Source organism: Flavobacterium plantiphilum, from assembly GCF_046000495.1.
In the GTDB taxonomy this organism is placed as follows: domain Bacteria; phylum Bacteroidota; class Bacteroidia; order Flavobacteriales; family Flavobacteriaceae; genus Flavobacterium; species Flavobacterium plantiphilum.
In genome coordinates this window covers 273403-295414 of sequence record NZ_JBELQA010000005.1, presented here as the reverse complement: position 1 = coordinate 295414, position 22012 = coordinate 273403, and the positions used below count along the sequence as shown (strand labels likewise).

17 protein-coding genes are annotated in these 22012 nt (G+C 33.8%); 7 read left to right on the top strand and 10 right to left on the bottom strand.

What is annotated here, in order from left to right; all coding sequences use genetic code 11:
• Nucleotides 1-13 precede the first annotated feature (13 nt).
• Nucleotides 14-1246, top strand: coding sequence for a rod shape-determining protein RodA (rodA, locus tag ABS764_RS10600; RefSeq protein WP_408081768.1), 1233 nt, complete (start codon nucleotides 14-16; stop codon nucleotides 1244-1246).
• A 21-nt stretch (nucleotides 1247-1267) separates the two neighbouring features.
• Here rodA and ABS764_RS10595 read toward each other — a convergent pair whose 3' ends face one another.
• Together ABS764_RS10595 and ABS764_RS10590 are read right to left on the bottom strand one after the other, a co-directional pair.
• Nucleotides 1268-2098 carry a DNA/RNA non-specific endonuclease gene (locus tag ABS764_RS10595; protein ID WP_408081767.1) on the bottom strand — a complete coding sequence of 277 codons (831 nt, stop codon included), beginning with the start codon at nucleotides 2096-2098 and terminating at the stop codon, nucleotides 1268-1270.
• Nucleotides 2099-2182: 84 nt separating this feature from the next.
• On the bottom strand, nucleotides 2183-4444 hold the full coding sequence (locus tag ABS764_RS10590; protein ID WP_408081766.1) for a carboxy terminal-processing peptidase: 2262 nt from the start codon (nucleotides 4442-4444) through the stop codon (nucleotides 2183-2185).
• A 183-nt stretch (nucleotides 4445-4627) separates the two neighbouring features.
• Between ABS764_RS10590 and surE the strand changes: the two genes are divergently transcribed.
• From surE to ABS764_RS10570, 4 genes are all read left to right on the top strand, one after another.
• Nucleotides 4628-5407: a 5'/3'-nucleotidase SurE gene (surE, locus tag ABS764_RS10585; RefSeq protein ID WP_408081765.1), complete on the top strand. Its 780-nt coding sequence runs from the start codon at nucleotides 4628-4630 to the stop codon at nucleotides 5405-5407.
• Nucleotides 5408-5492: 85 nt separating this feature from the next.
• The gene (gene lpxB, locus ABS764_RS10580; RefSeq protein WP_408081852.1) at nucleotides 5493-6608 is read left to right on the top strand and encodes a lipid-A-disaccharide synthase; all 1116 of its coding nucleotides are present in this window, start codon (nucleotides 5493-5495) and stop codon (nucleotides 6606-6608) included.
• Nucleotides 6601-7107: a C40 family peptidase gene (locus tag ABS764_RS10575; RefSeq protein WP_408081764.1), complete on the top strand. Its 507-nt coding sequence runs from the start codon at nucleotides 6601-6603 to the stop codon at nucleotides 7105-7107. Before lpxB ends, ABS764_RS10575 begins: the two co-directional genes overlap by 8 nt.
• Before the next feature lie 38 nt (nucleotides 7108-7145).
• Nucleotides 7146-9173 carry a ComEC/Rec2 family competence protein gene (locus ABS764_RS10570; RefSeq protein ID WP_408081763.1) on the top strand — a complete coding sequence of 676 codons (2028 nt, stop codon included), beginning with the start codon at nucleotides 7146-7148 and terminating at the stop codon, nucleotides 9171-9173.
• Between the two features lie 15 nt (nucleotides 9174-9188).
• Here ABS764_RS10570 and ABS764_RS10565 read toward each other — a convergent pair whose 3' ends face one another.
• The 4 genes from ABS764_RS10565 to ABS764_RS10550 are packed head-to-tail and all read right to left on the bottom strand — an operon-like array spanning nucleotide 9189 to nucleotide 15238.
• Nucleotides 9189-9656 carry a thioredoxin family protein gene (locus ABS764_RS10565; RefSeq protein WP_408081762.1) on the bottom strand — a complete coding sequence of 156 codons (468 nt, stop codon included), beginning with the start codon at nucleotides 9654-9656 and terminating at the stop codon, nucleotides 9189-9191.
• A gap of 46 nt (nucleotides 9657-9702) precedes the next feature.
• Nucleotides 9703-11508: a peptide MFS transporter gene (locus ABS764_RS10560; RefSeq protein ID WP_408081761.1), complete on the bottom strand. Its 1806-nt coding sequence runs from the start codon at nucleotides 11506-11508 to the stop codon at nucleotides 9703-9705.
• A 5-nt stretch (nucleotides 11509-11513) separates the two neighbouring features.
• Nucleotides 11514-13058, bottom strand: coding sequence for a peptide MFS transporter (locus ABS764_RS10555; protein ID WP_408081760.1), 1545 nt, complete (start codon nucleotides 13056-13058; stop codon nucleotides 11514-11516).
• Nucleotides 13059-13072: 14 nt separating this feature from the next.
• On the bottom strand, nucleotides 13073-15238 hold the full coding sequence (locus ABS764_RS10550) for a S9 family peptidase (RefSeq protein WP_408081759.1): 2166 nt from the start codon (nucleotides 15236-15238) through the stop codon (nucleotides 13073-13075).
• 180 nt (nucleotides 15239-15418) lie between these two features.
• Between ABS764_RS10550 and ABS764_RS10545 the strand changes: the two genes are divergently transcribed.
• Together ABS764_RS10545 and ABS764_RS10540 are read left to right on the top strand one after the other, a co-directional pair.
• Nucleotides 15419-16741, top strand: a complete 1323-nt coding sequence (locus ABS764_RS10545) for a hydroxymethylglutaryl-CoA reductase, degradative (RefSeq protein ID WP_408081758.1) — start codon at nucleotides 15419-15421, stop codon at nucleotides 16739-16741.
• 24 nt (nucleotides 16742-16765) lie between these two features.
• On the top strand, nucleotides 16766-17689 hold the full coding sequence (locus ABS764_RS10540; RefSeq protein ID WP_408081757.1) for a GYDIA family GHMP kinase: 924 nt from the start codon (nucleotides 16766-16768) through the stop codon (nucleotides 17687-17689).
• A 74-nt stretch (nucleotides 17690-17763) separates the two neighbouring features.
• Here ABS764_RS10540 and ABS764_RS10535 read toward each other — a convergent pair whose 3' ends face one another.
• From ABS764_RS10535 to lptC, 4 genes are all read right to left on the bottom strand, one after another.
• Nucleotides 17764-19863 carry a peptidylprolyl isomerase gene (locus ABS764_RS10535; RefSeq protein ID WP_408081756.1) on the bottom strand — a complete coding sequence of 700 codons (2100 nt, stop codon included), beginning with the start codon at nucleotides 19861-19863 and terminating at the stop codon, nucleotides 17764-17766.
• Between the two features lie 107 nt (nucleotides 19864-19970).
• A complete protein-coding gene (locus ABS764_RS10530) occupies nucleotides 19971-21230 on the bottom strand; it encodes a hemolysin family protein (RefSeq protein ID WP_408081755.1) in 1260 nt (419 codons plus the stop codon).
• Between the two features lie 3 nt (nucleotides 21231-21233).
• Nucleotides 21234-21428: a hypothetical protein gene (locus tag ABS764_RS10525; protein ID WP_408081754.1), complete on the bottom strand. Its 195-nt coding sequence runs from the start codon at nucleotides 21426-21428 to the stop codon at nucleotides 21234-21236.
• Nucleotides 21429-21445: 17 nt separating this feature from the next.
• On the bottom strand, nucleotides 21446-22000 hold the full coding sequence (gene lptC / locus ABS764_RS10520) for an LPS export ABC transporter periplasmic protein LptC (protein WP_408081753.1): 555 nt from the start codon (nucleotides 21998-22000) through the stop codon (nucleotides 21446-21448).
• Nucleotides 22001-22012: the final 12 nt, after the last annotated feature.

The following is a 22012-nucleotide window of genomic DNA, read 5'->3' as shown; positions in this document are numbered from 1 at the left end:
GATTCTTTTACAAATGAAAAATCAAAGTGTAAAGAAAAATATTGACTGGATATGTATCATCATCTATAGTGCATTAGTGATAATGGGGTGGTTAAACATCTACTCTTCATCACTATCCTCTATCGAAGATACGTATCAAAAACAATTGATATTTATTTTATTGACTATTCCTTTGATCTTTATTATTCTCGCTGTTGATGGAAAATTTTATGAAAAATATGCCAGCGTTATTTACATAATAGGATTATTATCTCTCGCCGGATTATTTGTTTTTGGTAAAACGATTAAAGGACAGACTAACTGGTACTCTTTTGGTTCTTTTGGTATTCAGCCTTCCGAATTTGTAAAAACAGCTACTTCCCTTGCTATAGCAAAATATTTAAGTGACAGCCAGATTAATCTAAAAGACACAAACCGACAAATTCAGGTGCTTTGCATTCTGGGCTTACCAATCTTACTTATCGTTCCTCATGACCCGGGAAGTGCTTTAATTTATTGTATGATTCTTATTGTTTTATATCGAGAAGGATTACCTGCCTGGTATATCTGGACAGGATTTATAGCCATTTTGTTATTTGTATTCACCTTGATATTTGAACCTGTATATGTTATATTATTTGCTTTACTAACTACTATTATTGTCTATTTTAAATCGAGACTGGCAGATAGAAATATTGTAGCGAGCAGTATTCTCTTTGTCCTAATGTCAGGATTTGTTTTATCTGTAGATTATGTTTTTGACAATGTTTTCAAACAGCATCATAGAGACCGTTTTAATATCCTGCTTGGTAAAACCGTCGACTTAAAAGGAATTGGTTATAACACCAACCAGTCGGAAATTGCTATTGGGTCAGGAGGCTGGTTTGGTAAAGGCTTTCTGGAAGGAACTCAGACCAAGGGCGGCTTTGTACCGGAACAGCATACTGATTATATTTTCACCACAGTAGGAGAAGAATGGGGTTTTATTGGTTCACTTGTTGTTGTAGGGCTTTTTGTAACCTTAATTTTAAGAATTATATATTTGGCCGAAAGGCAGAAAACGAAATTCAGCCGGGTATATGGTTATTGTACCGCCGGAATTTTATTTATTCACTTTTTTGTTAATATTGCGATGGTTATTGGAATTTTCCCCACTATCGGAGTTCCGCTTCCCTTCTTTTCTTACGGAGGTTCCGGATTATGGGGATTTACGATTCTGCTTTTTATTTTCCTTAAAATGGATGCTAATAAAGTAAATGAGTGGTAATACTACTTTAAATTAATACGGTTATTTAGCAATCCAGGAAGTAAGATTTACATTCTTTTCTAAATCATTCTCTATACTGTCATCTAATTTTGGGAAGAAATCAATTCCGGTCATACCTTCTAATTTATCAACTGAAACCACATAATCGTAAATTGGCTTACTGCTTTTTTTATTAGGAATCAGAAAAGCCAGCATCTTGTAATTTCCTTTAGAATACTTCAAAAGAATTTTATAGAAATAGTCAGGAACAATTACTTTTTCTTTCCCAACAGACTTTGAACTTCCTTTTAAAACGCCGCCTGTCACTATAATTAACCCGTTATTTTCAACTGCCCAAAACCGTACTTTTTGTTCCAGTCTATTCCAGATTCCGGCATTAAAATCATGATTTTGAGGACTTATATTCGAAGTATAAAAAGTATCATTATACGCCTCGATATTAAACTCCATATCGGCAGCCGGACATAAATGACCTTTATCAAAACCTGACTTTTTATAATTTCTCCAATCGGCTGATTTAGTTTTCACTTTAGGATCCTCAATAAAAAAAGGACGTTTAAAATCACTATTCTTAATGTAACTTTTTTTTAATTCATAAGCGACCCACTCTGCCTGTTCCGCTTTTTCGTTGTAAGACAACGTAAAATAATTATGTTCTACAATTTGCGAAGTTGTTGATGTGGGCAAATAAAAAGCCAAATCTTTTACTGAAACCTTAACATTATCATAATCTGAATTAACAACGGATATATCTGAATTTTGTATTTCAATTTTATTATTCCAGATAGCTTCTTTACATGATAAAAGCACAAATCCAAAAACAATAACTCCAAAAATAAATTTCTTTTTCATAAATATTAAGCTGTATTCTAATAAAAAAACGCTTTGGAAACTACTAAATTCCCAAAGCGCTTTATTATTTTCTCTTATCTTTTTTTAATTTGTTTTAGCTAATTTTTCTTTTTTTAGTTTACTGGCGTGAACGGGAGTTTTTTTCAAATTAATTTTAGTCTGTAAGTCATCCAGTACATTCAATGCTTCTTCTACATAAATATCTTTAGATAAACTCTCGTGCCAACGGTCTCTCTTTTCTTTCAAGACATTATCCTTACTCATTTGTTCTGTTTCATATGGTAAAGACGTAAATTTCAAATCATTTTTATAATCAAAAATAGGCTTGTACTTTTTAGCCTTCTCTTCAATAGCACTTTGTGCTTTTCTAAACTTATCAATGTTCAGGCTATATTCATTTTCTTCACTTCTGGAATCAATCCATTTGGCATTCTCTTCAATCAGCTTAAATTGCGGATTAGCAGCAATACGCTGTTTACTATGCAAAATTGCAGTGGCAAAATTGCCATTATTATTCCACACAGAATAATCAGCAGGATCAATTTTGTCCCAAGGCATTGCATTTTCCACATCACGCTCTCCCATTTTCAGGTAAGAATACCTGTCCGGCATCACCACATCACTGCTTACTCCCTCTAATTGTGTAGAACCTCCATTGATTCTGTAGAATTTTTGAGTAGTAGTTTTAAGCGCTCCTAAATCTCCAAGTTCATTGCTACGTACAAATTGATTCAGATCAATCACATTTTGAACTGTTCCTTTACCATATGTCTGCTTACTTCCAATGATTACTCCACGTTTATAATCCTGAATAGCTGCTGCCAGAATTTCAGAGGCTGAAGCGGAAAAACTATTGACCATAATTACTAATGGTCCGTCCCACTCTATCTTTTTATCTCTGTCGTATAAAACCTCTTTTTTTCTTCCTGCTGATTTAATCTGAACAATAGGTCCTTGTTCAATGAATAATCCTGCAATATCTACAACAGTCGACAAAGATCCTCCTCCATCATCACGAACATCTAAAACGATACCATCAACCTTAGCTTCTTTTAAGCGTTCTACTTCTAAAGCAATATCTTTTCCTGCATCTCTTCCTTCTTTGTTTTCAAAATTGATATAGAATTTAGGAAGGTAAATCACGCCATATTTTAGTCCGTTTTTAGTAACAACACTGGATTTAGCATAAGTCTCTTCAATTTCTACAATATCTCTGATTATAGAAATTACTTTAATAGTACCGTCAACTTTTTTGATAGTCAAACGCACTTCAGTTCCTTTTGGCCCTTTTATTTTTTTAACCACATCATCAAGACGCATTCCTACCACATCTACCGGTTGACCGTTACCCTGAGCTACTTTCATGATCACATCTCCCGCCTCAAGCTGTTTTCCTCTCCAGGCTGGTCCTCCTGAAATCAGTTCAGAAATTTCAGTATAATCGTTTTTCTTTTGTAAACGCGCACCAATACCTTCTAAAGTACCACTGATACTTACATCAAAACGTTCTTTCTCCTCAGGAGCAAAATAGTTAGTATGCGGGTCAAAACGGGCTGTAATAGAATTGATATAAACAGAAAACCAGTCATTTCTATCCAAATCTTTCATGAATCCAAAATATTCATCCAGAGATTTCGATGTATTTTCACGAGTTTCTTTTTCTAATTCTTCAAAAGATTTCGGCTTGCTATCTGCTACTGATTCTTTTTCATCCACTTGAGTTGTTTCTTCTTCCTCTAATGGATTTCCCGGAATGGCAACTTCTTCTTTAGAAACTTTACCTTTATTTTCCTGAATTTTCAATTTATCTGTCAGTGAAGAAAGCGTAGTTAACTTTAACTGTTTTCTCCAGCGTTCTTTTAAATCAGCTTCATCTTTAGCATAAGGAGCTTTTTCATAATCAGTATTAAAACTTTCATCAACAGTAAAGTCAAACGGTGATTTTAAAATTTCTTTATAAAACCCCTGACTTTCTTTCATTCTCTGCATCAGACGCTCATAAGATAAAGTAAAAAATGTCAGGTCTTTATTGATCAGTTCGTCATCAAGTTCTAATTCATATTTTGAAAATTCATCAATATCAGATTGCAGAAAGAAACGTTTTGAAGGATCTAAAGCCTGAATATAATCCTTATAAACACCTTTAGAGAAAGCATCATCAATAGCTGCAGGATCATAATGCCCTTTTTCTATTACAAATGTTAGTAATTCTAAAAGTAATTTATCTTTATCGGGGTCGGTTTCAGAAGCCGATTTTATTTTAAAAGCAAATAGTGATACCGATAAAATAACAACGGCAAGAAGTAATTTATAATTTCTCTTCATAAGACTAATAATAGTATTCATCCAAATTTTTAAACTAAGTTACGGGAAAAACTATGCCAAGGATAATAAGGCATCCCTAATTTTTTGTTAAAGATATAAAAATGTTTTTTTTACAATAGCAATAATCATGCAACTAAATTAATTTTAGTTACTTTGTTTAAAATTTTTCTTCCTGAGAACTTTTGTTGAAAAAAATATTACAAAATGACAAAAAGTAAACCCTTAATTTTAATTACAAATGATGATGGTGTTACAGCACCCGGAATCAAGGCTTTGATAGCTGTTATGAAAGAAATTGGAGATATTGTTGTAGTAGCGCCTGACAAACCGCAAAGTGGAATGGCACATGCCATTACAACCAGTGAGACATTATTTTTAAACAAAATTTCGACCGAAAAGGATCCTTTTCCGATTTACAGCTGCTCCGGCACTCCGGTAGATTGCGTAAAAATAGCGGTAAAAGAAGTACTTAAAAGAAAGCCTGATTTATGTGTTTCCGGTGTTAACCATGGTTCTAATTCTGCTATAAATGTTATTTATTCAGGAACAATGAGCGCCGTAATTGAAGCCGGAATTGAAGGAATTCCTGCTGTAGGATTTTCTCTTTCCGATTTTAACTGGAATGCTAATTTTGAAGAAATCAAGCCTTTTATTCGAAAAATAGCTTTAGAAACGCTAAAAAACAAATTACCTAAAGATGTAGTTTTAAATGTTAATTTTCCAAAGTTAAAACAAAAAGAGATTAAAGGAATCCGGATATGCCGCCAGGCAAAAGCTTTCTGGGCTGCAAAATTTCACAAAAGAAAAACACCGCATGATCGCGATTACTACTGGTTATCAGGTGAATTTACCAATCCGGATCAGGGTGAAGATACTGATGAGTGGGCCTTAAATAACGGATACATATCTATTGTTCCGGTTCAGTTTGATTTAACGGCATATCACGCTACAAAACAGCTGAATACCTGGAACTGGAACGAATAAATAAAAAGTTTAAAAAAGTCTCTTTATTTGATTCCTCAAAATGGAATGGTTAATTTTGAATACTGATTATAATAAGCAGCTTAAAATGAAATACTACATTATAGCCGGAGAGGCATCTGGTGATTTGCATGGTTCTAATTTAATGAAAGCTATTTTCAAACAAGATTCCAATGCTGAAATCCGGTTTTGGGGTGGCGATTTAATGCAGAAAACAGGAGGAACTTTAGTAAAACACTATCGGGAATTAGCATTTATGGGCTTTGTAGAAGTGCTGTTTAATTTAAAAACTATTTTAAATAATATTAAATTTTGTAAAGCAGACATTCAGCAATTTCAGCCTGATGTTATTATTTTTATTGATTATCCCGGTTTTAACATGCGTATTGCACAATGGGCTAAACAAAAGGGTATTCCCACACACTACTACATTTCTCCGCAAATATGGGCCTGGAAGGAAAACCGAATCAAAGCGATTAAAAGAGATGTAGACAAAATGTATGTGATTTTACCTTTTGAAAAAAACTTTTACGAAGACAAACATCATTATCCGGTAGAATTTGTGGGACATCCGCTTATTGATGCCATTCAAAATCAAAAACCAATAGAAGCTGCTACTTTTAGAACTGAAAACAATTTAAGTGAAAAACCTATTATTGCGTTACTGCCCGGAAGCCGAAAACAGGAAATCACTAAAATGCTTTCGGTGATGCTTAGCGTAGCAGATGATTTTCCGGATTATCAGTTTGTAATTGCAGGAGCTCCGGGTCAGGAATTTTCTTTTTACGAAAAGTTTATTACCAAAAATAATATCCGATTTACTGCTAACAAGACGTATGATTTGTTAAAAATTGCTCACGCTGCCTTAGTTACTTCGGGTACAGCAACTTTAGAAACAGCGCTTTTTAAAGTTCCGGAAGTGGTTTGTTATAAAGGAAGCTGGATTTCCTACCAAATCGCAAAACGCATTATTACCTTAAAATACATTTCATTAGTTAACTTAATTATGGATGAAGAGGTAGTAACCGAATTAATTCAGGACGACTGCAATACTAAAAACATAAAAAAGGAGTTAACTAAAATACTGGATTCCCAATACCGTCAAAATCTATTAGCTAAGTACAATATATTAGAACAAAAGCTGGGCGGAACCGGAGCAAGCGAAAAAACAGCTCAATTAATTATTGCCAATTTAAATGCATAGTAAAAGCCTTTTAAAACCGTTATTGTATTTCATTCTTTTACCAATTATCTTTACTTCCTGTAAATCCACCGCAGTAGCAACCGGCAAAAAAGAAAAAAATAACAGCCTGCATCTGGCTGATAAAATAATCAAAACTGCCTCGGAAAATCTGGGTGCTCCCTACAAATATGCCGGAACCACAAAATCAGGTTTTGATTGTTCCGGATTGGTTTTTTCCACTTTTAATCAATATGACATTAAACTCCCGCGAAGTTCTGCAGAGCAATCTAAAGTGGGAATTGATTTAGGAAAAAATCTTTCGAAAGCTCAAAAAGGAGATTTAATCTTTTTTAAAACCAATGGGCGGAGTAAAATCAATCATGTAGGCATTATAACTGAAACTAAAGATGACGAAGTGCAGTTTATTCACTCTTCCACTTCCAGAGGAGTCATAATTTCCTCAACCAAAGAAGCTTACTATGATAAAACTTTTACACAGCTGAGCAGAATTTTACCTTAAAAAAAGATTACTCTGTAGAAAATTCGTACTTTAGAATCATGAAAGTATTTGAATTTCCATTGGCAAGAATCACAATAAGTTTTCTACTGGGAATTCTGACTGCTTTTACTTGTCGTCCCAATCCAAAATGGATTTTCGGATTGCTTATTTGTTTCTTATTACTAACATGCTTTTTTATTTTTTTAGTCCGAAAAAGCCGCAAGAACAACCGCTATACTTCTCTGCTTTGCTATTTCATTTCTTTCCTTACCGGAATAAGCAGTTTGATAATTCAAACTGATTCTTTTCAAAAAGACAATTACAGTAATCACAAAACCGTTTTTGAAAAAGAACATTCTGTCACACTGGTTATCAGAGAAAAATTAAAAAACACTACTTACAATCAGCGTTACATCGCTTTGATTAAATCGATAGACCATAAAAATTACAGTGGGAAAATTTTACTGAATATCTCTAAACAAAGTACTTTACAAACACTACAGACAGGAAACATTTTACGCATTCAGGCTTATGTTCAAAAAAACAAAAAGCCTGATAATCCTAATCAGTTTAATTATGGTAGTTATCTTGATAAAAAGCAAATCTATGCCCAGATATATGCTAATCCAACAGCTATTGAACTAAGTTCTGAATTACAAAAAGACAGCTGGTTTTACATTGCCAAAATCAGAACCCGAATAACTGATAATTTACAAAAAGCACATTTTGACCCAACAGCACTAACAGTAGCCGCCGCTTTAATTTTAGGACAAAGACAGGATATCGATCCCGGGATTATTCAGGATTATCAATATGCAGGTGCCATTCATATTTTGTCGGTTTCCGGATTGCATGTTGGTTTTATTTTTTTATTTCTAAATTTTATACTCATCCCAATTCCAAATACCCGAAAAGGGTCATTTTTAAAATTAAGCATAATATTAAGCTGTTTGTTCATTTTTGCATTCGTTGCCGGTTTATCGCCTTCTATTGTCCGATCGGTTACCATGTTTTCTTTTGTTGCCATTGGATTACATCTTAGAAGAAGCGTGAATATCTACCATACCTTATTAGTATCCATATTATTGATCTTACTTTTTCAGCCCTATTTCCTGTTTGATGCCGGATTTCAATTGAGTTATTTAGCGGTGTTTTTTATTGTTTGGTTCCAACCTGTTTTATCGCAACTTTGGAAACCAAAAAACAAAATAGCAAAATACAGCTGGGATATTTTAACGGTTTCATTCGCTGCTCAAATAGGGACTTTGCCTTTAAGTTTGTACTATTTTCATCAATTTCCGGGGTTATTTTTCATCACTAATCTGGCAGTTATCCCATTATTAAGTTTTATAATGTTTCTGGGAATTATAGTAATGGCATTTTCAGCAATAAATTTTACCCCTTTTTGGTTAACAAAACCGCTGGAATGGAGCATTTATTTACTGAATAAGATCATCAATACTATAGCTTCATTTGAACAATTTATTATCAAAGACATTCCTTTTAATTTCAGTATGCTTACTTTTAGCTACCTTTTAATTATTGCCTTTATAATCTGGTTTAAAAAGCCGTATTTTAAAAATTCAGTATTCGCATTACTTAGCATTATTTTATGTCAGCTAACATTCCTAAGTAACAAATGGCAAATTCAGCATCAGGAAGAATGGATTGTTTTTAATCAAAAAAGAAACAGCCTCATAATTCAGCGACAGGGAAATGAAGTTGTTGTTTATTCTAAAGATAGTGCTGTCGCAAAAAACAAAATGCTTAACTCTTATTTAATTGCAAATTTTTGCTATATAAAAAATCAAAAAGAAATACAGCACGTGGCATATTTCAAAGCGAATAAAATTCTTATTCTGGACAGTGCCGGTATTTTTCCGGAAAACACAAAACCGGATATTATTCTGCTCACCCAATCGCCTAAAATAAATATCGACCGTATGCTCTTATCTTTACAGCCAAAACTGGTAATTGCGGATGGCTCTAATTATAAATCGATGTTACCGCAATGGGAAATGAGTTGTAAGAAACAGAAAATCCCTTTTCACGCTACTGCCGAAAAGGGATACTTTCAATTAAAATAACTGTATTCTCTAATTTTATTTCTGACTTAAAATTCCGTTAGCCACTTCTAACCAGGCAACCGGGCCACCGGGAACATAACCTGTTTTTCCAAGTGGTTGTAAATTAAATTTCTCATCCTTCTTCTCACCTCTAACGAAGTAAACTGTCGGATACCCCACAATCCCTAACACACCTCTAATCTGGTTATACTCCTGTCTAATCTCTTGGGCTTGAGGTGTCCTTGTTGGATCATCTATTTCAACCAATATCACTTTTTCTTTTGCCCATTTAGTAAATTCGGGTGTTGTTAAAACTTCTTTCTGCAAACGCATACACCATGTACACCAATCACTTCCGGTAAAAAACATGAGTAATGGCTTATTTTCTTTATTCCCTATTGCAATAGCTTCCTTAACATCTGTATGCCATGTTAATTCTTCTTTTTGTGCCTGAGCAGAAACTATACCAATACAGAAAACAGCAATTAAATATATTTTTTTCATAATTTTCTATTTTGTTCGAATAGGCAACAAATATAATGCCTAATTTTTATTTCACACCGTGCATTAACTTTTTAATTACCGGAGACATTCCAATTGAGAACAAAGCGACCAAAATTGAAATAATTGTTAACATCCAGAAAAAGTAACTCAATCCATGCTCATTGGCAATTTTATCAATATTTTCTCCAAACATACCTGCTCCTTTCATTCCGATAGCTACTGCCAAATACCACACACCAAACATAAAGGCAATCATACGAGCCGGAACCAACTTACTCACATAAGAAAGTCCAACTGGCGAAATACACAATTCTCCCATTGTGTGAAAAAGGTAAACCAAAATCAACCAGATCATACTTACTGAAGCTGTTTTTGCCCCTGGTTCAATACCATTTGCACCAAAAGCCACGCAAGCCATCCCTAATGCCAGTAATCCCATTCCGATTCCGTATTTTAAATTTGCGGAAGGATTGTATTTACTTTCCCACCATTTTGAAAATAACGGAGCCAAAGAGATGATGAATAATGAATTTAAAGTAGAAAACCATGTTGCCGGAACTTCTGTTAAAGCAGTGGCCACTTTTTCAATTTTTAATCTTTCCAAAGTTGAATCAGATAAGGATAAATATCCTGCAGTATAATAATCTTTAGTAAGCATCCATATTGCAATTGCCCATAATATGATAAAACTTATACTCAATATGATATTGGCAACAGCATAATATTTGAAAGTCTGTTTGAATAATAAAATTAAAACCCAAGTAATAATAATTAAAGGTAAAATAGTAATTAATGAATTGACAACCAAAAAGATTACACTCCAGTTACCCACTAAAATACGATCGGTATAATCACTTGCAAATATGGTCAAACTATTTGGAGACTGCTCAAAAATAGCCCAGAAGAAAATAGTCAGAAAAGCGAAGAAGGTTACTGCTATTAGTTTTTCTTTGGTGATTTTAGAATACTGTGTAAATCTGTAAATTAATAATATAATAAAAACAATCAAAGCCGAAACAATTGCAATCGAGTTACCTTCAGATCCCAGAAAAGAAAAAAGATTTATCTTTCCTCCTGATATTTTTGATGCTGGATCATTTAGAAGCCATAATAAAGCTACAATTGAAGAGAAAGCTATTGCTACTAATTGCAAGGGAGAAAAAGGATTTCTTTTATCCAAATCCAAAGCCTCAGCTTTTGCTTTACTTTCCTTGTTCGGTTTTAAGCCAATATCACCGAAGATATTTTGAGACAGCCAAAACTGCAGCATTCCGAAGAACATAAAAATCCCTGCTAATCCAAAACCATAACTCCACCCTACCTTTTCACCTAAATAACCACAAAGTAAAATTCCGAAGAAAGCTCCCGCATTTACGCCCATGTAAAATAATGTATAAGCTCCATCTTTCTTTTCAGGACGGTCTTTATACATTTCCGAAATGATAGAGGTCATGTTAGGCTTGAAAAAACCATTTCCAAAAACCAACAAAACCAATCCAAGATAAATAGAAAATTCCGTTTCAACAGCCATAGATGCATGTCCTAAAGTCATCAAAACTGCCCCGACAACAACTGCCCATCGAAAGCCAATTACTTTATCGGCAAAATAACCTCCAAGCATTGTAGAGAGATACACTAATCCCACGTAAGAACCGAAAAGTGCAGAAGCATTTTCACGAGTCCATCCCCAACCGCCATCTATAAAAGAAGTGGTTAAAAATAATATTAACAGAGAACGCATTCCGTAAAATGAAAAACGCTCCCACATCTCTGTAAAAAACAAAACGAATAAACCGGCAGGATGTCCTAAAACGGTACTCTTAAAAAATTGATCTGTATTATTCTGACTCATCTATATTAATTATTTAATTCTTTATCAACTCCGTGCATTAATTTTTTAATTACTGGTGAAAGTACAAATAGCACAACTCCAAAACCAATTCCTGTATAAAAAAGATATTCAAAAAGCACTAAGTAACTTTGTTTTGCTAAATTTAAGTCAGGAGCCGTACCATTTGAAGTATCTACTGAAGCGATATTTGCTAAAATTGATGCAATAAATTCTGAACTTGCTGTAGCTAAAAACCACACCCCCATCATAAAACCTACAATTTTTGCCGGTGATAATTTTGTTACAGCAGAAAGCCCAACAGGAGACAAGCATAATTCTCCACATGTATGTAGAAAGTAAGTTAGTATTAACCAAATCATAGCTACTTTTCCAAGTCCTGATAAACTAATCCCTAAAACCAAAGAACCAAAACCTAATCCCACGAGCAATAAAGCCATAGAAAACTTCACAGCCGTATTTGGATTATATTTTCCAAGTTTCACCCATAACCAGGCAAAAACAGGCGCTAACAAAATAATAAATAATGCATTAAAGCTTAGAAATTGCCCAGCAGAAATAGTGTGCCCAAAAAAGTCCCTATCCAAAATTCTGTCAGCAAATAAATTTAATGATGTGTAAGCCTGTTCGAATAATGCCCAGAAAATAACAGTGAAAACAATCAAAATTGTCAAAGCAATCAACTGTTCTCTGGCTTTTTTATCTAATTGTGTAATACTATAATAAACAATATAAACAAACGAAGCGGCTCCGGCTATCATTAAAGAATAAGATACAGCTTCATGTCGCTGCACCATCTGCCAAAAAATTAATGCTGATAGAACACTCAGAAAATAAATAATCCATTCGTTTTTTAATCCAAAAGATTTCTTTTCTAATAATTCCGGCACTTTTGATTCTCCTTTTCCTTTCAACAATTTTTTTCCTGAAATAAAAGTCAACAAACCAAAAAGCATTCCTACCCCAGCGGCTCCAAATCCGTAACTCCATCCATACTTTTCTCCAAGCCATACACAAATCAAAGTAGCTAAAAAAGAACCAAGATTTATTCCCATATAAAATAAGGTAAACCCGGAGTCTCTTCTTTTATCACCCACTTCATAAAGTTCTCCAACTAATGAAGATATATTCGCTTTAAGGAAACCGACACCAACAATTATAAGACACAGTGAAAAATAAAATACCTGTAATGCTGCATTATCTCTTGTGATTTCACCCGTTACTGATTGCGTAGCAGCATTCCCTTCATAAGCCATTCCAAGATGTCCTAATACCAGCATTATTCCTCCAAAAACAATGGCTTTACGAAATCCTAAATACCGGTCTGCAATAAAACCTCCAATTACCGGAACTGCATATACAAGGGCTGCATAACTTCCAATTAACAAATTCCCATTTACATCTGTAAAAAGATGGTAACGAGTTAAATAAAAAATCAACAAAGCTTTCATTCCATAAAATGAAAAACGTTCCCACATTTCTGTAAAAAACAATATAAAAAGGGCTTTTGGATGTCCAAAAAAATCTTCCTTGTTTACTGAGTCATTTGTCATAAAGCGTTGATTATTTATAAATTTTCATTTATAAAGTTAGTCATTTTATTAAACAACTGAATCCGGGTCATTCCTCCATAAATTCCGTGATTACAATCCGGATAAATCTGAGAATCAAATTGTTTATTGGCTTTTATCAGAGCATTCATCATTTCCATAGAATTTTGAAGATGCACATTATCATCAGCACTTCCGTGAATTAAAAGATATTTCCCTTTTAACTGAGCAGCAAAATTAATAGGTGAATTATCATCATATCCACCTGGATTCTCCTGTGGAGTATGCAGGTACCTTTCGGTATAAACGGAATCGTAAAAACGCCAGTTAGTAACCGGAGCTACTGCAATCGCCATTTTAAAAACATCATTTCCTTTCAAAATACAATTGGAAGCCATGAATCCACCATATGACCAGCCAAAAATTCCTATTCTGTTTTTGTCCACATAAGGATAATTCCCAATCACTTTAGCAGCATCAATCTGATCTTCAACTTCGTATTTTCCCAGTTGCAACTGTGTTACTTTTTTAAATTCAGCACCTTTAAAACCAGTTCCTCTTCCGTCCACACACACTACAATATATCCTTGCTGCGAAAGCATTAAACACCAGTAATCATCCAGAGAATTCCATTGATTCGCTACTTGCTGAGAACCCGGTCCCGAATACTGCGTCATAAATACAGGATACTTTTTAGATACATCAAAATCTTTTGGTTTAATCATCCAGGCATTTAATTCAATTCCTTTCTCTGTCTTTAAAACAAAAAACTCTTTTTCAGGTAAATTGTATTCTTTCAACCGTTGTGTTAAAGCAGCATTATCTTCAATAACTTTCAATTCTTTCCCCGATTTGACTTCATTCAAAGTATAAGTGGTAGGCTGATTCACGCTGGAAAAAGTACGGATATAATAATCAAAATTTGGGCTGAATGTAGCTTCATTAGTCCCTGTTTCATCAGATAATGCTATTTTATTTTTCCCATTCAAAGCAATCTTATAAACACCCCGGTTTATCGAACCGTTTTCGGTTGACTGATAAAACGCCGTATTGTTTTTCTCATCAATCCCGTAAAAGCTTGTAATTTCCCAATTCCCTTTAGTCACCTGATTTTTCAGTTTTCCTGTTTTATCATAATAATAAATATGATTAAAACCGTCTTTTTCGCTGGTCCAGATAAAACTATTGTCTTTTAGAAAAGTAAGATTATCGGTAACATCAATATAAGCTTTGTCTTTTTCGTTTAAAACCACTTTTTTAGCAGCTGAATTTCCATCAATAAAAAGCAGGTCTAAATTATCCTGATGCCTGTTTAAAACCTGAGCAGATAAAACATTTGCATCATTAGTCCATTGAAGTCTGGCAATATAAAAATCGGAGTAATCACTCAGATTGACTTTTTGCGTTTGCTGGGAATTAATATCACAAATATGAAGAGAAACTTCGGAGTTTTTTTCTCCTGCTTTTGGATACTTAAAAGTCATCATCTGTGGATACAAACTTTCTCCATAAACCGGCATAGAAACTTCCGGAACCTGAGATTCATCAAATCGGATGTAAGCAATTTTCCTGCTGTCTTTGGACCAGTCAAAAGCTCTCACAAATGAAAACTCCTCCTCATAAACCCAGTCACAAATTCCGTTAATAATTGCATTTTTTTTACCGTCGGCTGTAATTTGTGTTGTCGTTGTTGCTGCTATATCATAAACATATAAATTATTTTCTCTGGCAAAAGCAATTTTCTTTCCATCAGGAGAAAATGTGGGTTCCTGAATTTGGAAATCAAATAATCGTGTTATTTCTTTTTTCGAAATATCATATAAATAATAATCTGCAGTAAATGAATGGCGGTAAACAGCTGTAGAATTACAGGCCAACAATAGTTTTTTCTCTTCCGAATCAAAAGTGTAAGCATCAATAGCCGGTATTTTTTCTGATTTAGAATCTATAATTGTTGCCGTCTTTTGTAAACTGGAAAAATCATACAAGTCAATTTGTGTAGACTGTGTTGCCTGATCATAATTCAAAACCGTGTATTGATTGGATTTTTTTAACGAATGCAATTCGTACATATCCTCGGTGCGATACGTTCCCCGATAAATAGATTCGACAGTTATTTTTTGTTGTCCAAAAACAACCATACTCAACAAAAACAAAACGAAGGAAAGCAGCTTGTGATTCATATTTTAAATTATCTGTATAGAAAACCCCAATTTTAGTAAAAAAAAGATACATATCAGCTATTTTATTGATTAAAATTCAGCCAATAAAAAACAATAATCTTATTTATTGATGCTAATTTAATGAAAAATAAAAAGGCTAAAACGTATCTTTGCCGCTCATTATATTTTAATTAACTGAAAATGAATAAAACCGTAGCAGGATTCTCAAAACTATCAAAAGAAGAAAAAATAAACTGGATTGCCTCCGCTTACTTTTCAAATCCGGAAAATGCCGTTTTATTATTAAAAAAATACTGGAATTCTGATGAAAAACTTCAAAAACTGCATGATGAATTTATAGAAAACACCATTAGTAATTTCTATATTCCGCTGGGTGTGGCTCCTAATTTTTTAATTAATGATAAATATTTTACTATCCCAATGGCAATTGAAGAAAGCTCTGTAGTTGCTGCAGCTTCTAAATCGGCTAAATTCTGGGCTAGCCGCGGTGGTTTTAAAACTACAATTCTCAATACCGAAAAAATAGGTCAGGTTCATTTTTTATACCGAGGAGATATTTCTAAACTGGAACTGTTTTTTGCCCGGACAAAAGCTAAATTTTTCTCAGAAACAGAAAGTCTTACTAAAAACATGCAACAGCGTGGTGGTGGAATTCTGGACATCCGACTGGAAGACAAAACCCAGTTATTAGACGATTATTTTCAGCTTCATGCTACTTTTGAAACCATCGACAGCATGGGGGCTAATTTTATCAACTCCTGTTTGGAACAATTTGCTAAGATTTTAAAAACCGAAGCACAGGCTTACGAACTTTTTACTGAAGAAGAAAAAAACATCGAAGTGGTGATGAGCATCCTTTCTAATTATGTGCCAAATTGCATAGTTAGAGCCGAAGTTTCCTGCCCCGTAGAACAATTAGCAGAGAAACACATTCCGAATCCTGAAATTTTTGCTCAGCGTTTTGTTCAGGCCGTGCAAATTGCCGAAGTAGAACCTTTTAGAGCCGTGACGCACAATAAAGGAATTATGAACGGAATTGACGCCGTAATCCTGGCTACAGGTAATGATTTCAGAGCTGTAGAAGCAGGTATTCATGCTTATGCTGCCAGACAAGGTCGATACAGCAGTTTATCTCATGCTAAAGTTGAAAACGGAATATTTAGTTTCTCGCTGGAAGTGCCATTAGCCTTAGGAACTGTAGGCGGATTAACGAGTTTACACCCCTTAGTAAAGCTTTCGCTGGAAATGCTCGAAAACCCATCTGCAAAAGAATTAATGGAAATTGTTGCTGTGGCCGGACTAGCTCAAAACTTTGCCGCTTTACGCTCCTTAACCACAACAGGAATTCAGGACGGACATATGAAAATGCATCTGAATAACATTCTGAACCAACTTGAAGCTACTAAAAACGAACGTGATGCTGTACAAAAACATTTTAAAGACCATGTGGTTTCGCATAGCGGAGTCGTTAATTTTATTGACAGTTTAAGAACAAAACAATAGCAGCTATTTTAATTTAATTTGGAAATGGATACAAAAAAGACATTTTACAGCAACGGAAAATTATTAATCACTGCTGAATATCTGGTATTGGACGGAGCTAAAGCATTGGCATTGCCTACCAAATTTGGTCAAAACTTAATTATTGAAGAAAGTAAAAATGCGGAGATTAACTGGAAAAGTTTTGATGCTGATGGTTCCACCTGGTTTGAAGACAGCATTACTTTCTCAGAAATAAAAAATCCTGTTTCAGCAAAAGAAGAATCAGTAAAAACCACTTTAATAAAAATTCTGCACGAAGCTTATCTTTTAAATCCAGATTTTCTGAATCAGGAAAAAGGATTTCAAATCACCACCGAATTAACATTTCCAAAAAAATGGGGCTTAGGAACTTCTTCCACACTTATCAACAACATAGCCCAATGGTTAAATATTGATGCTTTTGAGTTGCTGAATAACAGCTTTGGAGGCAGTGGTTATGATATTGCCTGTGCGCAAAACAATACCCCGGTACTTTATCAATTAAAGCACGGAAAAGCGAAAGTAGAGCCGGTTCAATTTTATCCGAACTTTACAGATAATATTTATTTTGTGTATTTAAATAAAAAACAAAGCAGCAAAACAGCGATAGCCAATTATCAGAAAAATAAAACTACTGATATTGAAAAATACATTTCTAAAACAGATAAAATAACTCATGAAATCCTCCATGCAAAAAACAGCACGATAATGGCCGCTGCAATTGCCAGACATGAAACGATTATGAGTACCATCTTAGAAACACCAGCTGTCAAAGAAAATTTATTTTCGGATTTTATGGGTGAAATTAAAAGTTTAGGTGCCTGGGGAGGTGACTTTATTATGGTTATTTCTGATGTAAATCCTGTCACTTATTTTAAGTCTAAAGGTTACAAAACCATAATTTCTTATCAGGATATGATATTAAAATAAACAAAAAAGACATAAAAAAAACGTCTCGTTTTCGCGAGACGTTTTTTTTTTATGAAATTAATTAATACTAAAATCTAGTAATTAAATTGTTTTCTGTTGTCTTTAATATCAGCGATATCTTTAAGAGCCGGTAACACTCTGCCAACATCTCCTGCTGATTGAGCTTTTACTTTTTCAACATAAGGAGCAACATCTTTCAAAACCGGAGCTTTAACAATACTTGTCGTTTTCACAACATACACTCCTGTATTTCCTTCGATAGGAGCAGACATTTTATTAGCTGCTAAAGCAAATGCATTTCCTACAACTCTTGGCTCCTGACCTACTCCTCCGTTTAAAACCGGGTTATCCAGAGTTACATCAACAGCCTGCTCCACTTTACTTCCTGTAGCTTTAGCGATTGCTTCAAGAGAACCGGCAGTCATTTTTGCTTTTAGCATTTCTGCTTTTTTAGTTTTCTTCAGTTTTGTTTCGATAAAAGGTCTTACCTGATCAATTGGAGCAAATCCGGAATCATCAATATTTTTAACCGTAGCAATTACGTGACCTAAATTAGCTACTTCAAAACGTTTAACAGATCCTACTTTAGTATCCTCACCAAATGCCCATCTCACGATCGCTCTTTGATTTCCTAAAGGACCAAAACTTTCGTCCATAGCTTTTACAGAAATTGCAGGTGTTACTGTTAATTTCATTTGTTTAGCCACTTTGTTAAAATCACCATCAGCAGCAGCCATTTCAAACTGAGTTGCTTCTGTAAAAATCTTATCAGAAGTAGCTTCAGAAGCTTCTAATTTTTGTGCTACAGTAGCCAAACGAATACCGTCCTGCTTATCTGTTATTTTGATAATGTGGAATCCAAAAGGAGTTTCAACTAAACCAATTTTTCCAATACCGTTATTGAAAACAAAATCATTGAAATCTTTCACCATCTGACCAGGTCCAAAATACCCCAAATCACCACCTTGCTGAGCTGATGAATCATCAGAATACTGGAAAGCAAGCATCATAAAACTATCCGGATTAGCATTCACCTGCGCTAATACTTCTTCTGCTTTTGCTTTTGCTTCTTCTTTTGTTCTTTTTTCTCTTTGGTTTGGAACCTGAGCACCTTCATAACTAATTAAGATATGACTTGCTTTAGCATTTACCCCTGATTTTTTTCCTAAAGATTTAGAAATACAATAGTAATTTCCAAAAACATAAGGTCCGTAAACTTCTCCGGGAGCCAAATTAAATAATTGATCTGCATCTACAGCCGGTAAATCTTTCTTAGCTACATATGTAGAATCATAAGGAATATCCGAATTTGAATTTACAAAATCAATAACATTATTAGTAGTTCTGAAACCAGCTACAGTATCATTTTTACCAGTCGCCTGATTGTACACTACGCTTCCTGACAACAAACTGCTGATTCTTGATTTCACTTCAGCCTCATCTGCTGCAGAAGCTTTATCTTCAATCAATACATATTCTATTCCTCTTGATTCCTCAGCTTTATATTGTTTTTTATTTTCTTTCATATAGGCTAAAATCTCAGTGTCAGTCACTTTTACATCACTGTCTTTAATAGAAGAATATAAAGCGCCCACATATGAAAAATTAGCTTTATTAGCTTCCATTTCATATTTCAATTTACCTTCAGCCTGAGTAGTGTAAAAAGCTGCTTTTATTAAAGTGCTGTAGATTTGGTATTTTGCATTTAACTCAGCATCTTTTTCTCTTTGTTTCAAATATTCTGCCTGTGCAGGATTAGATTTAAAATACTCTTTAAATTTTGTCAGATCAAACATCCCCGCAGCATTTAAAAACATTGGATTTTGTCCAATATTCTGATCTGCTTTTAAGATTTCAATGATATGTTTTTCACCAACTCTTAATCCTAATTTATCAAATTCGTCAGTTAATAAAGCAACCGAAACTTCTTGTTCCCAAACTCTGTTAGCAGCAGCTGTAGAAGTGATTCCCTGACCACTTTTTTCAACATTGCTTACTTTAAGTCTAAAATCCTCAAATGAAATATCTTTTCCATTGATGCTTCCTACATCTTTTGAGGTACTGCTAAAACTTCCGCTTTTGAATAAATCACCAATGATAAATGCAAATAAAGCCAATGCAATAACTGCAATCATTAAAGCGGAACGCTGTCTAATTTTTGATAAAACTGCCATTTTTATTGTTGTTAATTTTATATTCAGTTTGCGAAAATACAATTATCTAGTTAATAATAATACAAGTAACGTTTTATTTTAAAAGATTTTTTGTTTTTCTAAAAAAATCACTCTTTTACGGTCATTTTTACTAATTCAATTTTTTTATTTGTGGCTTCTTCTATCACAAAATGGTAATTACCAATAGTGATTACATCGCCCATTTGAGGAATTTCTTTAGTAAAATCTACAATAAAACCGCCTAAAGTCCCATAAGAATCACTTTCGGGAATTTGTAATTTATAGGTCTGATTTAGGTATTCCACATCAAAACGCGCCGAAAAAAGATAGGTATCCTCTTCCAGTTCTTTTTCTATTAATTCCTCATCAGAATCATGCTCGTCTTCAATTTCACCAAATAATTCTTCGACAATATCTTCTACAGTAATGATTCCCGAAGTCCCTCCATACTCATCTAAAATTACTGCTACACTTTTTCGTTTTTTAATCAGCAAATCCATAACATCTTTGATGTAAATGGTTTCCGGAACAAATTCGACCGGAATAACTACTGATTTAATATTTTTAGGTTTTTTAAACAAATCAAACGAATGTACATAACCCACAATCTCATCTAATGAATTTTCATAGACTACAATTTTAGAATACCCCGTTTCTACAAACAAATCTTTTAACTCATCAACAGAATCGTATAAATCGACTGCTACAATTTCAGTACGTGGCGTCATAATATCTCTGGCTTTTACTCCTGAAAATTCCAGTGCATTCTGAAAAATCTGAATTTCAGAATCCACTTCTTCATCATCTTCTATTGTACTCATTTGTTCAGTGATATAATTCCCGAGTTCTACTTTAGAAAAATACAACTGAATCTGATCTCCTTCTGTTCTGAAAAAACGTTTTAAAATAAAATCGGAAACCCAAATTAAAAATGTGGAAATAAAATAAAACAGCAAATAGAACATGTAAGCCGGAACAGCAAAAAACTTAATTAACACATTTGAATAAATCTGAAAAAAGACTTTTGGAAAAAATTCAGCTGTTATCAGAACCACTATGGTAGACAATACGGTCTGGATTAATAAATTCAACAAATCAGAAAAATGATAATTCAGCGAATGAATCCAGTTCATCAGTAAGTCACCCATAAAAAAACCATAAACCACTAATGCTATATTGTTACCAATAAGCATAGCGGCTATAAATTTAGAAGGTTTCTCTGTAAGTCTTGTTAGTATTTTAGAGATAAAGCTATCTTGTTTTTTTTCTATTTCAAGATAAATTTTATTAGACGAGACAAATGCAATTTCCATCCCTGAAAAAAAAGCAGACAGTATTAAACATAGTATAATAATACTAATTTCCATAAATTATGATTTACGGTTGCGATCTTCCATTTTTTTCGCAAATCTTCTTCTAAAGAAAAACATAAAAACACCCAAAGCAGCTATTAAAAGACTTAAAAGAGGCGTTTTAGACGGGTCATTCCATTTTATGATGGCATCATAAACAAAAAATAAAGCAAAAAGAATATAAATGTAAGGGGTATATTTTAAATAACGCATAGTATGTGTAAATTATATTATTCGGCGGTTAGTACTTCACCGGTTATTCTTTGAGAATTAACAACTTTAAAATCTTTACTAAAATCAATTCCCTGACCGTTAGAAACACCTTTTAAATCTGTAAATTTAAACTTTTTCTCCGTAAAAAACCATTCGTTTTTCTGATCATAATACAATTGCTCCGTTTCCAGCATTTGTCCGTTTTGTGAAACAATCTTTACTTTTCCCTGCAAATCAATGATTCCTGTTTGTTTATACGAAATAGCATAATTAGAGGTAACATGGGTTTCTTTAGCCTTGTTATCATATAATGTCAGATCAATTCCTTTAGGAAATTCAGTAAAAGGGAAATCAACCGTGGCATAATCCAGCATCTTAGAACTGACCAATACTGCTTTTATAAAACCGGAATCAGTATATTTTAAATTCACTTTATCCGCATCACCACTGGGAGCAAATTCAGTAAAATTATTTTGCTGTACTTTCTTAAAATTACTTTCGCACCCAAAAAACAGAGTCACAGCTATTGCCATGACTACCGGAAATATATTATATGTTTTAAATACACGCATAATGCAATTTAG

Bases quoted from the DNA above. Each gene is read 5' to 3' on its own strand.
- ABS764_RS10530 (WP_408081755.1), bottom strand. From the start codon at position 21,230: ATGGAAATTAGTATTATTATACTATGTTTAATACTGTCTGCTTTTTTT.
- ABS764_RS10595 (WP_408081767.1), bottom strand. From the start codon at position 2,098: ATGAAAAAGAAATTTATTTTTGGAGTTATTGTTTTTGGATTTGTGCTT.
- ABS764_RS10555 (WP_408081760.1), bottom strand. From the start codon at position 13,058: ATGACAAATGACTCAGTAAACAAGGAAGATTTTTTTGGACATCCAAAA.
- ABS764_RS10560 (WP_408081761.1), bottom strand. From the start codon at position 11,508: ATGAGTCAGAATAATACAGATCAATTTTTTAAGAGTACCGTTTTAGGA.
- ABS764_RS10540 (WP_408081757.1), top strand. From the start codon at position 16,766: ATGGATACAAAAAAGACATTTTACAGCAACGGAAAATTATTAATCACT.
- ABS764_RS10565 (WP_408081762.1), bottom strand. From the start codon at position 9,656: ATGAAAAAAATATATTTAATTGCTGTTTTCTGTATTGGTATAGTTTCT.
- lpxB (WP_408081852.1), top strand. From the start codon at position 5,493: ATGAAATACTACATTATAGCCGGAGAGGCATCTGGTGATTTGCATGGT.
- ABS764_RS10550 (WP_408081759.1), bottom strand. From the start codon at position 15,238: ATGAATCACAAGCTGCTTTCCTTCGTTTTGTTTTTGTTGAGTATGGTT.
- ABS764_RS10575 (WP_408081764.1), top strand. From the start codon at position 6,601: ATGCATAGTAAAAGCCTTTTAAAACCGTTATTGTATTTCATTCTTTTA.
- ABS764_RS10535 (WP_408081756.1), bottom strand. From the start codon at position 19,863: ATGGCAGTTTTATCAAAAATTAGACAGCGTTCCGCTTTAATGATTGCA.
- ABS764_RS10525 (WP_408081754.1), bottom strand. From the start codon at position 21,428: ATGCGTTATTTAAAATATACCCCTTACATTTATATTCTTTTTGCTTTA.
- surE (WP_408081765.1), top strand. From the start codon at position 4,628: ATGACAAAAAGTAAACCCTTAATTTTAATTACAAATGATGATGGTGTT.
- ABS764_RS10590 (WP_408081766.1), bottom strand. From the start codon at position 4,444: ATGAATACTATTATTAGTCTTATGAAGAGAAATTATAAATTACTTCTT.
- lptC (WP_408081753.1), bottom strand. From the start codon at position 22,000: ATGCGTGTATTTAAAACATATAATATATTTCCGGTAGTCATGGCAATA.
- ABS764_RS10570 (WP_408081763.1), top strand. From the start codon at position 7,146: ATGAAAGTATTTGAATTTCCATTGGCAAGAATCACAATAAGTTTTCTA.
- ABS764_RS10545 (WP_408081758.1), top strand. From the start codon at position 15,419: ATGAATAAAACCGTAGCAGGATTCTCAAAACTATCAAAAGAAGAAAAA.
- rodA (WP_408081768.1), top strand. From the start codon at position 14: ATGAAAAATCAAAGTGTAAAGAAAAATATTGACTGGATATGTATCATC.